The organism is Ruegeria sp. AN6 (assembly GCF_056540425.1).
The window spans coordinates 25,800-40,050 of the sequence record NZ_JBQFWR010000014.1 but is presented as its reverse complement, the minus strand read 5'-3'; the positions used below and the strand labels follow the sequence as shown (position 1 = coordinate 40,050).

13 protein-coding genes are annotated in these 14,251 nt (G+C 55.9%); 5 read left to right on the top strand and 8 right to left on the bottom strand.

What is annotated here, in order from left to right:
* Positions 1-5 precede the first annotated feature (5 nt).
* The 3 genes from ACR0MQ_RS18330 to ACR0MQ_RS18320 all read left to right on the top strand — a co-directional run bounded on the left by ACR0MQ_RS18330 (position 6) and on the right by ACR0MQ_RS18320 (position 2,618).
* Entirely contained in the window at positions 6-1,229 is a 1,224-nt protein-coding gene (locus ACR0MQ_RS18330) for a class I SAM-dependent RNA methyltransferase (RefSeq protein ID WP_480609999.1), read from the top strand.
* Positions 1,230-1,251: 22 nt separating this feature from the next.
* Positions 1,252-2,037, top strand: a complete 786-nt coding sequence (locus ACR0MQ_RS18325) for an ion transporter (protein ID WP_170471057.1) — start codon at positions 1,252-1,254, stop codon at positions 2,035-2,037.
* 62 nt (positions 2,038-2,099) lie between these two features.
* Entirely contained in the window at positions 2,100-2,618 is a 519-nt protein-coding gene (locus ACR0MQ_RS18320) for a L,D-transpeptidase family protein (RefSeq protein ID WP_170542577.1), read from the top strand.
* A 1-nt stretch (position 2,619) separates the two neighbouring features.
* On the opposite strand, the gene ACR0MQ_RS18315 is transcribed toward ACR0MQ_RS18320, so the two are convergent.
* The 7 genes from ACR0MQ_RS18315 to cysQ form a co-directional block, all read right to left on the bottom strand.
* On the bottom strand, positions 2,620-4,053 hold the full coding sequence (locus tag ACR0MQ_RS18315; RefSeq protein ID WP_480609996.1) for a nodulation protein NodH: 1,434 nt from the start codon (positions 4,051-4,053) through the stop codon (positions 2,620-2,622).
* Between the two features lie 6 nt (positions 4,054-4,059).
* Complete coding sequence (locus tag ACR0MQ_RS18310; protein ID WP_480609994.1) at positions 4,060-5,760, bottom strand: DUF5927 domain-containing protein; 1,701 nt, start codon at positions 5,758-5,760, stop codon at positions 4,060-4,062.
* Complete coding sequence (locus ACR0MQ_RS18305; RefSeq protein WP_170542583.1) at positions 5,757-6,743, bottom strand: glycosyltransferase family 2 protein; 987 nt, start codon at positions 6,741-6,743, stop codon at positions 5,757-5,759. Before ACR0MQ_RS18305 ends, ACR0MQ_RS18310 begins: the two co-directional genes overlap by 4 nt.
* A gap of 149 nt (positions 6,744-6,892) precedes the next feature.
* Positions 6,893-7,939, bottom strand: a complete 1,047-nt coding sequence (locus ACR0MQ_RS18300) for a glycosyltransferase family 2 protein (RefSeq protein ID WP_170773631.1) — start codon at positions 7,937-7,939, stop codon at positions 6,893-6,895.
* Positions 7,936-8,919, bottom strand: a complete 984-nt coding sequence (gene galE, locus ACR0MQ_RS18295; protein ID WP_170773633.1) for a UDP-glucose 4-epimerase GalE — start codon at positions 8,917-8,919, stop codon at positions 7,936-7,938. The genes ACR0MQ_RS18300 and galE overlap by 4 nt, the downstream gene beginning before the upstream one ends.
* Entirely contained in the window at positions 8,916-9,716 is an 801-nt protein-coding gene (locus ACR0MQ_RS18290; RefSeq protein ID WP_170773635.1) for a 3-deoxy-manno-octulosonate cytidylyltransferase family protein, read from the bottom strand. The genes galE and ACR0MQ_RS18290 overlap by 4 nt, the downstream gene beginning before the upstream one ends.
* Positions 9,716-10,513: a 3'(2'),5'-bisphosphate nucleotidase CysQ gene (cysQ, locus tag ACR0MQ_RS18285; protein WP_170773637.1), complete on the bottom strand. Its 798-nt coding sequence runs from the start codon at positions 10,511-10,513 to the stop codon at positions 9,716-9,718. Before cysQ ends, ACR0MQ_RS18290 begins: the two co-directional genes overlap by 1 nt.
* Before the next feature lie 123 nt (positions 10,514-10,636).
* On the opposite strand from cysQ, the gene ACR0MQ_RS18280 reads away from it, so the two are divergent.
* Entirely contained in the window at positions 10,637-11,458 is an 822-nt protein-coding gene (locus tag ACR0MQ_RS18280; RefSeq protein ID WP_170773639.1) for an ABC-2 transporter permease, read from the top strand.
* Here the strand turns inward: ACR0MQ_RS18280 and ACR0MQ_RS18275 are convergent.
* Positions 11,455-12,057 (bottom strand): alpha-ketoglutarate-dependent dioxygenase AlkB, encoded by a 603-nt coding sequence (locus ACR0MQ_RS18275; protein ID WP_170773641.1) that lies wholly within the window; start codon positions 12,055-12,057, stop codon positions 11,455-11,457. The two genes, ACR0MQ_RS18280 and ACR0MQ_RS18275, sit on opposite strands and share 4 nt — an antisense overlap.
* 214 nt (positions 12,058-12,271) lie before the next feature.
* Here ACR0MQ_RS18275 and dnaK point away from each other — a divergent pair, with 214 nt between their 5' ends.
* Complete coding sequence (gene dnaK / locus ACR0MQ_RS18270) at positions 12,272-14,179, top strand: molecular chaperone DnaK (RefSeq protein ID WP_170471036.1); 1,908 nt, start codon at positions 12,272-12,274, stop codon at positions 14,177-14,179.
* Positions 14,180-14,251 lie beyond the last annotated feature (72 nt).

Sequence of the window (14,251 nt, the reverse complement as noted above, 5' to 3'; positions counted from 1 at the left end):
CCCCCATGACGCAGCACTACACTATAAACCGCCTTGGACATCAGGGCGACGGGATCGCCGATGGTCCGATCTATGCGCCACGCACCCTGCCGGGTGAGGTGATCAGCGGCACGCTGCTGGGGCAGTTCCTGAGTGACATCCGTGTCGAAACGCCCTCGGATCAGCGGGTCAAGGCACCTTGCCGTCATTACAAGACCTGTGGTGGCTGCCAGATGCAGCACGCAGCTGACGACTTTGTCGCCAACTGGAAGGTCGACGTGGTCCGCAACGCGCTCGCCGCGCAGGGGCTCGATGCCCCGATGCGGCCCATTCACACCTCGCCTGAACGATCCCGCCGTCGTGCGACCATCGCCGTTCGGCGCACCAAAAAGGGTACTCTGGCCGGGTTCCACGGACGCGCTTCGGAAACGATCACCGAAATTCCGGATTGTCACCTGCTGCATCACACCTTGATCGACGCCATTCCGGTGGCCGAAGCCTTGGCCATGTTGGGTGGCAGCCGCAAAGGCGTGCTGGCCGTAACGCTGACCCTGTCCGAAGTCGGTCTGGATGTGGCGGTCAAAGGCGGCAAACCGCTGGATGGACCATTGGAACTGGCGCTCGCGCAAGCGACCGAGCTCCACGGTCTTGCCCGGCTCAGTTGGGATGATGAAGTTATCGCCATGCGTGAGCCTCCGATCCAACGCTTTGGAAACGCTGGCGTCACCCCGCCGCCCGGAGCATTTTTGCAAGCCACCAAGGATGGAGAACAGGCTCTATTACAGGCCGTTTCCGATGCGACGCTGGGGGCCAAGCGGATCGTCGATCTTTTCGCGGGATGCGGAACTTTCTCGCTGCCGCTGGCACAGACCGCAGAGGTGCATGCGGTCGAGGGCGAGGCCGAAATGACGAAGGCCTTGGATCAGGGATGGCGCAAGGCGCAAGGCCTGAAACAGGTCACGACAGAGGCACGAGACTTGTTTCGCCGCCCGCTCATGCCCGATGAGCTCAAGAAATTCGATGCTGTCGTGCTAGACCCGCCGCGCGCAGGGGCCGAGGCGCAGGTGGCCGAGTTAGCGCAGGCCCAACGCCCAGTGCTCGCATATGTCTCATGCAATCCGGTGAGTTTTGCGCGCGACGCGAAAATATTGGTTAACGCCGGATATACCCTTGAATGGGTGAAGGTGGTTGACCAATTTCGATGGTCGTCACACACCGAACTTGCCGCTCGGTTCACTTTGAACAATTAGCCCTGAGATAAGGACCACCCGCATGGTGATCGCCCAACGACTGCTGCCCATCATCGAAGCGCCTACTTTCGGGAAGTTCATAACCGGCGTGATCCTGTTCAATGCGGTCCTGTTGGGGATGGAAACATCACCCACGCTGATGGAGGCGGCAGGCCCGCTGATCGTGACGCTTGATAAACTGTGCCTCACCATATTCGTCATCGAAATCGTGGTGAAACTGATCGCGACTGGGCGTCGGTTCTTCACAAGCGGCTGGAACATTTTTGACTTTGTGATTGTGGGTGTCGCCCTTGTCCCCAGCGCGGGGGCGCTTTCTGTTCTTCGGGCGCTGCGTATCTTGCGGGTATTGCGCGTCATCTCCGTTGCGCCGCGCCTGCGCCGAGTAGTCGAAGGCTTCATCTCGGCGCTGCCGGGCATGGCCAGCGTGTTCCTGCTGATGGCGATCTTGTTCTATATCGGCGCGGTGATATCGACCAAACTGTTCTCATACAGCTTTCCGGATTGGTTCGGTGATCTGGGCATGTCTGCCTATACGCTGTTCCAGATCATGACGCTGGAAAGCTGGTCCATGGGGATCGTCCGCCCGGTGATGGAGGTCTATCCCTACGCCTGGCTATTCTTTGTTCCCTTCATCATGGTGACCACCTTTGCGGTGGTTAACCTTCTGGTTGGTCTGATCGTGAACTCGATGCAGGATGCCCACCATGCCGAGGATGAGGTCAAAACAGACGCCTATCGTGACGAGGTTCTTGAAAGGCTCGAGTCGATTGAACGCCGCCTGACGGAACAGTCGTACATCAAAAAGTGATTTAAGTTTCGCGCAAATCTGGCATAATAATTGGCAAAAAAGAGCATCAGGCAGTGAAAACTATGGATCGTCGAGCATTTGGAATGGGCGCGATGGCAACGCTGAGCCTTTCAGCGTGCGCCTCAGCGAAACCCAGATTTCTTTCTTATCGCGGGCCCGAGGTGACCTCTTTGGTCATCAACAAGGGCGCACGCAAGATGTATCTTCTTCATAACGAGCAGATTTTACGGGAATATGATGTCGATCTGGGATTTGCGCCCAGAGGCACAAAAACCAAAAAAGGCGATGGCCGCACGCCTGAGGGCACTTATCTGATTGACCGCCGCAACCCACGTAGTCGGTATCACCTGTCGCTGGGCATCTCATATCCGAACTCGGAAGATCGGGCGAAGGCCAAGGCCGCTGGCGTTGATCCGGGTGGTGATATCTTCATTCACGGACAGCCGAACCTACGATCCGAGTTCAAGCGTGCGAAGAAGACGCCTGATTGGACAGCGGGCTGCATCGCTGTGAAAAATGATGAGATCGAAGAGATTTACGCGATGGTGAACGAAGGAACTGTCATCACTCTGCGTCCCTGACTCAAAGCGAATTCCAAGCACCAAACCCGAACTGCACATAGTCGCGCTGGTAGGCTTCGGCTGCCAGCGCTTCAAGCCGTGCATCGTAAATTTGATCCAGCGAGAAGGGCACATCAGGCTTTGCCTTCACCGGAGTTGGCGGTGCTTCGTGTCCCACTTGACGGGCAAGCTCGGGCAATTTGATTGCCATCTCATTCTCACGCAGAATCAGATCGGGTAGAGTGAATCCAGCCATGCCTTCCAGTGTTTGCACCTGCCCGCACCATTCTCCATCGACGCGGATCGGGGTCTGACCGGCAAGTATACTGCGCAACATGCCCAGATATGCCGAGAAAGCTTCGTAATGTTGGTCAAGTGAATAAGCACCTAGATCACCTTTGGTAGGCAGCGGCACTTTGTAACGCCGGCTCAGCATATTGCGGATGCTGACATAGGCGCCGGGGCCGGTGTGTAGGATACGGTCACAGAATACCGCATGCGCGCGCGCCAACGGATGCCGCAGCACTGTGAATTTGCGGTGACCGGGATGGCTTTGCATCCATTGACGCGTCTGTTTCTGATTGCGGCCAGTGATCAGATCATCGGGTGTGACTCCATCGAGATCGGCAAGCCACTGCGCAATTTCCGCCTCGGGGCCCCCGCGCACGGGTAGATACATCAGGGGCGTGTTTGCTGCGCCCACATAGCGCGACACGGCAGGACCGCGGCGCGGCTCGAAACTTGGGATTTGGTGCAAATTGAACCGATCATACTGTGACAGTGCCCGCTCCATGTCGTCTGGATTGGTCACTTTCGACAAGGCGGGTGCGGGGTTCTGGCGCTTGAGATGTTGGTTCAGCTCGGCAAGCCGTGCGCTGACGCCCAGCCAGGCTGCAAGCCCGTTCAGAACGTCCAGATCATTCAGATCGTCGTAGTCTATATAAAACGGCGTCTGTCCTGTGGTTTGCAAGTGCTTGAGAACGGTCTGTTGAAACGCCTGCCGTTGTTCAAGTTGGTCACAGAACTCTTCGGTGTCAAAGGTGACCTGCGCGTCGCGGCGCTGCTTGATGTTTACCAATCTCCACTGCTTGGTCTCCAACGCGATTTTCCACGAGATGTAGCTGTCCAGAGGATTGCGCATCAGGATGATTTTGGCACAGCGTGGATCATCAAGCGCAGGCCCAAGGGCACGCGCATCGTGATCACTGAAGAATCGAAAGCCGTTCATCTCACCCGGTGCGTTTCGGATCGCATTGATCAGAGCCAGAGGATCGTTCTCGCGATCTTCTAGAGTAAACCCAAGAACGCTATCCAGTTTTGGCAGACCGACGAAGTAGGGGTTGAACGCCTCACCGTGACAGGTCACCCCGTCGAGCGTATTCAACTGCAATTCCAACAGGTTCGAGCCAGTACGCATATCGGCCAGTACGATGAAGTAATCGAAGCGGCGGGTCATTTTTAATTACTGCACCAGATAAGGCTTTTTGAACGATTTGGCTTGTCCGCCAAATACATCGTTAACAGGAAAATCACCCATCAAATAGGGATGCATGCCCTGGTTTTTGAGATTCTGCAGAAACTTACCAAACCCCGTCAGATCCACCATCGTGGGTGCCTCGGTCAAGTGGGTGGGCTGGGGCGCACCCATATCTTCAAGCACGGTCTGAAGGTGTTCCATTGGGGATTCCACGAACTCAGCCATGGTCCAGACCCGTATTCTAGAGTTTGCGCGGGCTGTATCCAGCAACTCAAGCTGCTTTGTTTCCCGCTGCTGCAAACGGGCAGCTTCACACCGAATATCGGCAAAGTTCATGTTGGACCTGAACAAGGGAACCGCCCAGGCGCCGGTGATCATTGCAATACTGGCGTTCAGATCGCGCAACAGGAACTCGTTGATCTGTTGGGAATCATTCGGTCCGAATTGAAAACATTGGCGCTCGCCCCGAGTGTTCCAGATGACGTTCGACAGGAATGCAGTCGGATTGTAGTCGCGGAGAGACGCGCAATCTGGAAGCGCGCCGTTCATCATTGTGCCACCGTTTGCAAATTGCGCCTTCTCCGGGTGAAACAGATGTCCGTGCACCCGTGCACTCGTCACATTTGCAAGCCAGGGTTCGAAATCTTCAAATAGCTCTGAAAAGCCTTGAAGCACGGAATAAGAAAAAGCGGTTAGGCCGCGTTCGCTTGTCGCGCGCGGAAAACAGCTCTGCATATACAATCCGTCCCGGCCGCGAATGCGCCGCTCGACAGCCTTAGAAAACACTCGGTCGATCTTTCCCGGATTGGGCTCAGCCGGTGTCATCGCGCTGTTTTCATCCGACAAAAAGGATTGATAAAGCCTGTCTGCTCCGTGCCAGATTTTCCGCGCCACAAAGCAATCCGAGCGGCGTAGCAATTGTAGGTGGTCATCGTAGAACATATGAGGTCGGCCCTGATAGTCGAATTTCGACAGTGTCAGCGACCGGCTTTCGATATGCGTGGAATACAGGCGCGCAAGTGTTTGGAAATAGCTTTCGTCCGGGATCCAGACCCTCCGAAAATACCGGTCATAGTCCGGTCGCTTGGGGTCCTGCAAAATGGCTGACAGGGTTTGCCGTGTCAGGCACCACCATTGGCTGCCCATATGGGGCACCAGACCTTCAGGGATGGCCCTGCGCAGACCTGCTGCGCGTTGAAGCCGCACGTATGCGTCAAACAATCTCCGTTGTTTGCGCCATGAGAACGGAAAACGCAGCGTGAAGCGTTCAAGATCCAACCCCCCCATGGTCCAGCTGACATCGCGTGTTGTGGCGCTTTCGATGAAATCAACGCGGGGGCGATCAGCCAGATAATCTATCAGCTCGCCCACAGGGCGAAGCGGCAAACAAGCACCTGAGGCAAGATAAACGTGACGCACCTTCGGGAAACTGTCCAACATCTGGTTTGCAGCGGATTGTGAGGCCGCAACGATGCCCCAACCACCCCATTCACAGACATGTCGATCCGAGAACTGGATTAGCGGGTTGTCTGAGCACGCGGTGACCAGAGTGGAATAGGCCGAGTTGGCCTCTTTGCGATCTACATGGATCACGACCGGGCAGCCCGATGCGGTCCAATGCCGCGCCACCTGCTCTACTCGGTCGAGAGCGGTGTGCACCAGCATGACGATGCCCAGGCCGCTCATGCCCAGTTCCCTTTTGACATCATGCCGAGGATCTCAAGCTGTCGCCAGTTGATGTATTTCTCGGACCAGTTGTTCCAGAAAATAGGTTTATTCTGCAACTGTTCGGCATAGGCTTTGTATTCTTCCGAACCGCTGTAATGCTGGCTGCGGCTTAGCTCCTCGTACGCTTTGTCGCCCAGAGTTTCGATCAGCTTGGCATGCAGCAGCGCGCCGCTGGTCTTCTCACCCCCGCGCTCCTCATAAACTTGATTGAGGCCACGGGGCAGCAGCGCATGGGTAGAGCTGACATAGGCGTAGCGGCGATGCCATTTCACCAAAGGGATTTTGTTCAGTGCAGGGGCTTTTTCGGGCGTATCATGAAAGAAAACCCGTGCTCGGGCACCACCTTGGATCCACAGGTTTCCATAGGTGGGATTCCGAGTGATCATGTAGTTGCCCGAGTCAAACCACGGGGCGATCTCTAACGGATCCTGACCGGCGCGATAGGGCGTGTCTTCGATTGGCCCTTCGGGATACATGTCGATCAGCATCGTGCCGAAACTACGCACGCTGGTGTCGTCCAACCAGTCGGTCAACGCCTTTATCGGGCGTGTATCACAAAACGGGTAAACAAAGAACTCGTCCGGATCGACTGTCAAAACCCAGTGTTTGTGGGCATAGGTTCGCAGCAGATAATTTGACCAATCCAGCCCATACGTCGACCGTTTGTAGCTGCCATCCGTCCACCAAAGTGACACGTCTGGCTGGCCGGTTAAATATTCACGCGTTCCGTCATTGCTATTGTTGTCGACGAATAGGAAATGGTTAATGCCAAGCTTGCGGTAGTAATCGAGAAAATAGGGCAGGCGGATACATTCGTTTCGCACGACGCTCATCAACAAGATGTCCTGCGGGCGAATATCTGGCGTGTTATTCTGTATCGCCTTCAATTCGCGTCTTTTGCGCAGGCAACGCAAAAGGCGACGCTTGCGTCGCAATCTCATGCGATAGGAATCCAAAAGGCTCACGCGGCTGCCCAACCTTTTTTGATATACGCGAGTCTGCCCGGGGCCGCCTGAGGCCTGAGTGGTGCCGAGCCGTCATCGTTTTATGACATCTAGCTACCTTGCGAAGCAATGGGTTTATATCCCGTTTACTTCCCCGTAGTGGCTGGAAAGCTGCCACCGTTCAGCAGCCCCAAAGTCTCCAATTGTTGCCAATCGCGCAGCTTTACAGAATCAGACCCCCAAAGATCGGGTTTATTAATAATCCCATCATAATATGTGCTGAATTTTTCAGGGTCGTGGAAATGCTGGCGCCTGTGTTTTTCGATCTGCGATTTTTCTACAACCCCCGGCAGGAATTTCGTGTGCAGCAAAACGCCCGAAGGAGCCTGCCCCTCTGGCCCGTCATATTCAAAATTCAGGGCTCGCGGCAGGACGGAGTGGCAGGAATTCACATAAGCCATATGTCGCGACCAGTGGACCAAAGGGATTTTGTTCAGAGTCGGGGATCTTTCAGGGCGGTCCGAAAAGAAAGCTCGCTCGCGCGTCCCGCCTTGAACCCACAAGTTGCCCAATGGAAATTGACGTTGGGATCTGTAGGGGCCGGGGTCGAACCCGTTCAGAACATCCGTAGGATCGGATTGCGGGTCATAGTACTGTGTGCCCACTGGGCCTTTGGGAAACAGATCCAGCATCAATGCGCCAAAGGCGGACTGCCCACGCGCGTCCAGCCAGCCCGTCAAATCGTTTAACGAATGCGTGTCGTGATGGGCATAGACAAGCAATTCATCGGCATCGACCATAAGCGTCCAATGCCCGTGGCCAAATTTCCACTGCAGATATGTCAGCCAATCCAATCCGAACCGGGACGCACGATAGCTAGCAGTTGTCTGCCACAGCGATACATCCGGCTGATCAAGCAGGTACTGGGTCGATCCGTCGTCGCTGCCGTTATCCACAATCAGAAAATGATCTACACCCAGCGTCCGGTAGTGATGAAAAAACCACGGCAATCGTCTGATCTCGTTCCGTAGAGTGGTAAAGGCAAGGATAGCTCCCGGCGCGATTTGTTGCGTTTTGTCTGCACTCGAAGTTAGCTGATGGCGGCTACGAAAAGACCGCCATAAAAGCCGCTTACGCTTTAGGCGCAGTTTGTATCGCTGCCCCCAGCTTAGCGGCTGATCCTTTGTGCTCACTTTTTGTAGCTGCCATTCTGATGCCAGCGCCACGCATCGGTGATCATCGTCTCTAACGTTGATCTTTTTGGCATCCAGCCCAGCTCTTGTTCTGCGCAGCTTGAACCGGATACCAGACGTGTACAGTCCCCTGCCCGGCGTGGGCCGATGCTGTAGGGCACCGCTCGATTGGTGACGGCCTTCGAATGCTCGATCACTTCCATAACTGAAAATCCCGATCCGGTACCCAGATTGAACACACGGCTCTCTTTGCCTTGCTCCAGCCACTTCAGACCAAGAACATGCGCATCGACCATATCGCAGACGTGCACATAATCGCGAATACAGGTGCCATCGGGCGTGTTATAATCGGTGCCGAACACTGTAAGACCATCGCGCTTACCGGCGACAGCGTCCAGCATTAGCGGCACCAGATGGGTCTCGGGTTGATGGAATTCACCAATTTCGGCATCCGGATCGGCCCCGGCGACGTTGAAATATCGGAAGATCACATGGTTTAGCCCGTAGGCGAATTCGAAATCACGCAGGATATCTTCGATCGCGCGTTTTGAGGCGCCATAGGCGTTCAGCGGTTGTTGAGGTGAGGTTTCATCGAGCACCACATTGTCGTGTTCGCCATAAGTGGCGCAAGTCGATGAAAATACGAAATTCAAACAGCCCGCGTCGACTGCCGCTTGGATTAACGTCAAAGAGCCGGTCACATTGTTCGACCAGTACCTGCCAGGCTCGGACATTGCCTCACCCACTTGGCTGAGGGCTGCGAAATGCATCACGGCGGCTGGCTGGTACTTGGCAAAGACGGCGTCCAGATGCGCGCGATCCAGTAGGTCGCCCCGCTCGAACGGACCAAATTTCACCGCATCCTGCCAACCGGTGACCAGATTGTCATAGGTCACCGGAATATAGCCCGCCTTTGCAAGCGCCTTGCAGGCATGCGAACCAATATAGCCAGCGCCGCCGGTGACCAGAATATGGTTCATTCCAGTCCCATCGCGGCCATCATTTCTTCGATCTTGGCGACATCCTGGGGGTTGTTCAGTTCCCAAAACTGACGGCCCTTGGCTTCCACCTCGACGCACAGAACCTTGCGACCGTTTTCCATGAAACGCAGTTGTTCAAGGCCCTCCAAAGTTTCCAGCGGGCCGGTCCGCCAGGAGGGATAGTCTGCCAGTGCATCTGGCCGATAAGCGTAGACTCCGACATGATGAAAGACTGGAGTTGGATCATCGTTGGCATAGGTCTCAGAGGTGAAGGGAATTACCTCTTTCGAGAAATAGAGCGCACTGTGATCATTGCCAAACACTGCTGTCGTACCCCCGACGCGGCCGTGTTTGCGGTCATTCAACAACCCATTCAGAGCGTCGCCATCGCAGCGCAGAACTGGGGTGGCCACACCGGCCTCAGGGGCATCGCGCAAGCCTGAAATCAGGTCTTCGACAAACCAGTGCGGCGTCAATGGTGCATCGCCCTGCAGGTTCACTACGATCTCATAACCGCTGCCCAGCGCCGTATGCGCCTCGGCGCAGCGTTCGGTGCCATTGCGACAGGTATCCGAGGTCATGATCACTTCGGCCCCGAACCCCTCGGATACTTCGCGAATGCGGTCATCGTCTGTCGCCACGACGACGCGATCGACACCCGCGACCGAAATGGCGGCGCGCCAGGACCGTTCGATCAGTGTCATGGCTGTACCATTGACCCCGGTCAGCGGCACCAGAGGTTTGCCTGGATAGCGGGTCGACGCGTAGCGGGCGGGAATGGCGATCAGAACAGACATCAGGCTTCCTTCAGGTCGACGCCCGGAGCATAGGCGACGAAAAATGGGTTGGCATAGCCGTCTTTGCCGTAGGTCAGCGGGGTGTGGTCATCAAAGCGCACGACATTTCCACCAGCACCGGCCAGTACTGCATGGCCCGCTGCGGTGTCCCATTCCATAGTACGGCCTACGCGGGGGTAAAGGTCAGCCTCACCCGTTGCGACCAGACAGAACTTCAGCGACGACCCGGCGCTCTTGCTGTCGCGCACCTGATATTTGTTGATGTAATCCTCAGTCGCCTGATCGCGGTGCGATTTCGAGGCAACGATCATCAGAGCTGAATTGTCTGGTTTAGAGACTGCTATTGGCGTTAATGCACCCGGCTGATCCTTGTCCAGCGCGCCGGTTTCCTCAACCGCTTGCCCATCGGCCTGCGTATAAAACATCCGTCCCCGTGCGGGCGCATAAACTACGCCGCGCGTCGGTACGCCGTTCTCAACAAATGCGATGTTCACCGTGAAATCGCCTCGACGGTTGATGAATTCCTTGGTGCCGTCCAGTGGATCGACGATCAGAAAGGTCTCACCTTTTTCCGAGTGCGAGTCCGCCTGCTCTTCAGTCACTAGTAACAGTTCGGGAAAAGCTTCGCGCAGCCCGGCCGAGATCAGCGCATCTGCGGCCTCATCCGCCTCGGTCACCGGGCTGGAATCGGATTTGACTTTGACGTCGAAATCATCCGCCTCGTAGATCTGCATGATCTTGTCTCCTGCCTGAAGGGCCAGCCGTCGGATGACGGGTATCAGGGCGTCATAGGTCACAAAAAAGCTCCGTTCTTGAGATTTGTTGATCCAAGTTTCTTACGGACTTATGATGCGCTGGATACGGAACAGCAAGAATTTCGTGCCAGATTGCAGGTGACATGAGCAGGAAAGAGTGGTCGCGTGTTTCACTATAAGCGAAATCAGTCGTTGTTGGGCGGGCTCTTCACCACAGCTGAACTGATATTTCATGCGATTGTGCGCAATATCCGATCGCAGCATTCAAATGCGGTAATGGCGATCCTGATAAATATTCTTCAGGTGGTTGTGGTCGCCGGAGCGTTCTACTTGATCCTGTCTTTCATGGGCACCCGGATCGCGAAGATACGCGGTGAGTTCATACTTTTTCTGCTGTCTGGAGTGTTTCTGTTTCTGACACATATCAAATCGGTCGGTGCCATTGCCGGTGTCGGAGATGGCAACAATCCCATGACTTTGCATTCGCCGATGACCATGATGGTGATGCTGGCGGCTTCGGCGCTAGGCACGCTCTATACCCAACTTGTCTCGATCCTGGTGATTTTGTTTGTCTACAGTGTTGCCGTTTCGCCGCTCGAGGTTCAGGAGCCAGGCGGAGCTTTTGCCATGCTTGTGCTTGCCTGGTTTACGGGGTGTTCGGTGGGGCTCGTGTTACTGGCGCTGAAGCCGTGGTTTCCCAATACAGTGACCATCCTGAAAAATGTCTATCGGCGGATGAATATGGTTTTTTCCGGCAAGATGTTCGTGGGAAACGCGCTGGGCGGGTTCATGCTGACCATGTTTGCCTGGAACCCGCTGTTTCATGTTATCGACCAATGCCGTGGTTTTGTGTTCCGGAATTATTTTCCTCGCAACACAAGTTGGGAATATGCGCTTTGGGTGGGGATTGTCCTGACCATGATCGGGTTGCTGGCTGAATTCTACACGCGCAAACACGTGTCAAAAAGCTGGGAGGCGCGTCGCTAGGTGGCGACCCGAAGCGTCAGATTAATACGCCCGCCCTTCGGCAGCAGTTTGGATGATCCAAATCGGATGCGGTCAATCCCGTGATATGTCAGCCGGGCAGGTCCGCCCATGATCACCACATCGCCCGAGTTCAGCCAAATTGACTCGGTCTTGCCCCCGCGTGTCGTATTGCCGATGCGGAATAACGCGTCATCGCCCAGTGAAATCGACAGCACCGGCCAAGAGAAATCAGCCTCGTCCTTGTCTTGATGCAGGCCCATCTTGGTGCCTTCGCCGTAGTAGTTGATCAGGCAGCAATCGGGCTGACGTTCCGCACCGGTCAGGTCTTGCCAGATCGTCAGAATATCATCCGGGATTGCAGGCCAGGTCATGCCTTTGGGATGGGTATCCTGATACCGATAGCCAGCCCGATCCGTAACCCAGCCCAATGCTCCGGCCGAGGTCATGCGTACCGACATTTCTTTGCCCGATGGGGTGACGGGCCGATAGAGCGGTGCGGCCTTCAGAATCGGGCGCAACAGGTCAACCAGGCGGGTTTGCGACACCGCATCCAGATAGCCTTTGCGGATATCAAATCCGCGCAAAAGAAGCCGCGCCATGGAAGAATCCCCAAACCTTGCCAGAACCTTGCCAAAAAAGGCCACAAATTCCCGAAAACCTGCGTTTCTGACCGCTTGCAGGCCCCAGTCTGCGCCCTTATATACGCCTCGACGCGCGATGGTGTAGTGCTGTCGCGCACATCAGATCGGGGCCGGGATGCCGTAACGGGTTCAGGGCTCGGGACATCGCCTTAAATTGAAAGGGATCAAAATTATGGGAAAAGTAATCGGGATTGACCTCGGAACCACCAACTCGTGCGTGGCCATCATGGATGGCTCGCAGCCGAAGGTCATCGAAAACGCCGAAGGGGCGCGGACCACGCCCTCGATCGTCGCCTTCACTGAAGATGAGCGCCTGGTCGGTCAGCCTGCAAAACGTCAGGCGGTCACCAACCCCGACAACACGATCTTTGGCGTCAAGCGCCTGATCGGTCGTCGCGTGGATGATGCCGAAGTCGAAAAAGATAAGAAAATGGTGCCGTACGCCATCGTTGATGGCGGCAATGGCGACGCGTGGGTTGAAGCCCGCGGTGAAAAGTACTCCCCAAGCCAGATCTCGGCCTTCACTCTGGGTAAGATGAAGGAAACCGCAGAAAGCTATCTGGGTGAGGAAGTCACGCAGGCTGTTATCACCGTACCGGCATATTTCAACGACGCCCAGCGTCAGGCCACCAAAGACGCCGGTAAAATCGCCGGTCTGGAAGTGCTGCGGATCATCAACGAACCGACAGCGGCTGCGCTGGCCTATGGTCTGGACAAAGAAGAAACCCAAACCATCGCGGTTTATGACCTTGGTGGCGGTACCTTCGACGTGACCATTCTGGAAATCGACGACGGCCTGTTCGAAGTGAAGTCGACCAACGGTGACACCTTCCTGGGTGGTGAAGACTTTGACATGCGCATCGTCAACTACCTGGCAGACGAGTTCAAAAAGGAACACGGTGTCGATCTGTCCGCTGACAAGATGGCCCTGCAGCGTCTGAAAGAAGCCGCTGAAAAAGCCAAGATCGAGCTGTCTTCGACCTCGCAGACCGAAATCAACCAGCCGTTCATCTCGATGGGTTCGAACGGTCAGCCGCTGCACATGGTCATGAAACTGACCCGTGCCAAGCTGGAATCGCTGGTTGCGGACCTGATCAAGAAGTCGATGAAGCCGTGCCAGGCTGCTCTGAAAGACGCCGGCCTGTCGGCTGCTGACGTGGACGAGGTTGTTCTGGTCGGTGGTATGACCCGGATGCCGAAAGTGATCGAAGAGGTCACCAAGTTCTTCGGTAAAGAGCCGCACAAGGGTGTGAACCCGGACGAAGTTGTTGCCATGGGCGCCGCCATTCAGGCCGGTGTTCTTCAGGGCGACGTCAAAGACGTGGTTCTGCTGGACGTGACCCCGCTGTCACTGGGCATCGAGACGCTGGGTGGCGTGTTCACCCGCCTGATCGACCGCAACACCACGATCCCGACCAAAAAGTCTCAGGTCTTCTCGACCGCCGAGGACAACCAGAACGCCGTAACCATCCGCGTGTTCCAGGGTGAGCGTGAAATGGCTGCGGACAACAAGATCCTGGGTCAGTTCAACCTCGAAGACATCCCGCCCGCACCGCGCGGTATGCCTCAGATTGAGGTTACTTTTGACATCGACGCCAACGGCATTGTCTCGGTTTCGGCCAAAGACAAAGGCACCGGCAAAGAGCAGAAGATCACCATCCAGGCCTCGGGCGGTCTGTCCGATGAGGACATTGAAAAGATGGTCAAGGACGCCGAAGAGAACGCGGAAGCCGACAAGGAACGCCGCGAGCTGGTCGACGCCAAGAACCAGGCGGAAAGCCTCATCCACTCGACCGAAAAGTCGATGGAAGAGCATGCCGACAAGGTTGACCCGACCACCATCGAAGCCATCGAGCTGGCGATTGCCGCGCTGAAGGACGAGCTGGAAACCGAGAATGCCGACAAGATCAAATCCGGCATCCAGAACGTCACCGAAGCCGCCATGAAGCTGGGCGAAGCCATCTACAAGGCGCAAGCCGAAGAGGGTGAGGATGCGCCGGCGGCAGCCGATGAGGCACCGGGTGAAGACGACATTGTCGACGCCGAGTTCGAAGATCTGGACGACGACAAGCGTAACTAACGGGTAACCGGGCCAATATGGGCCGGTCCGGTTGCCGGGCCGGCCCAATTACGTTGAGGCAGAAGGAAGAAC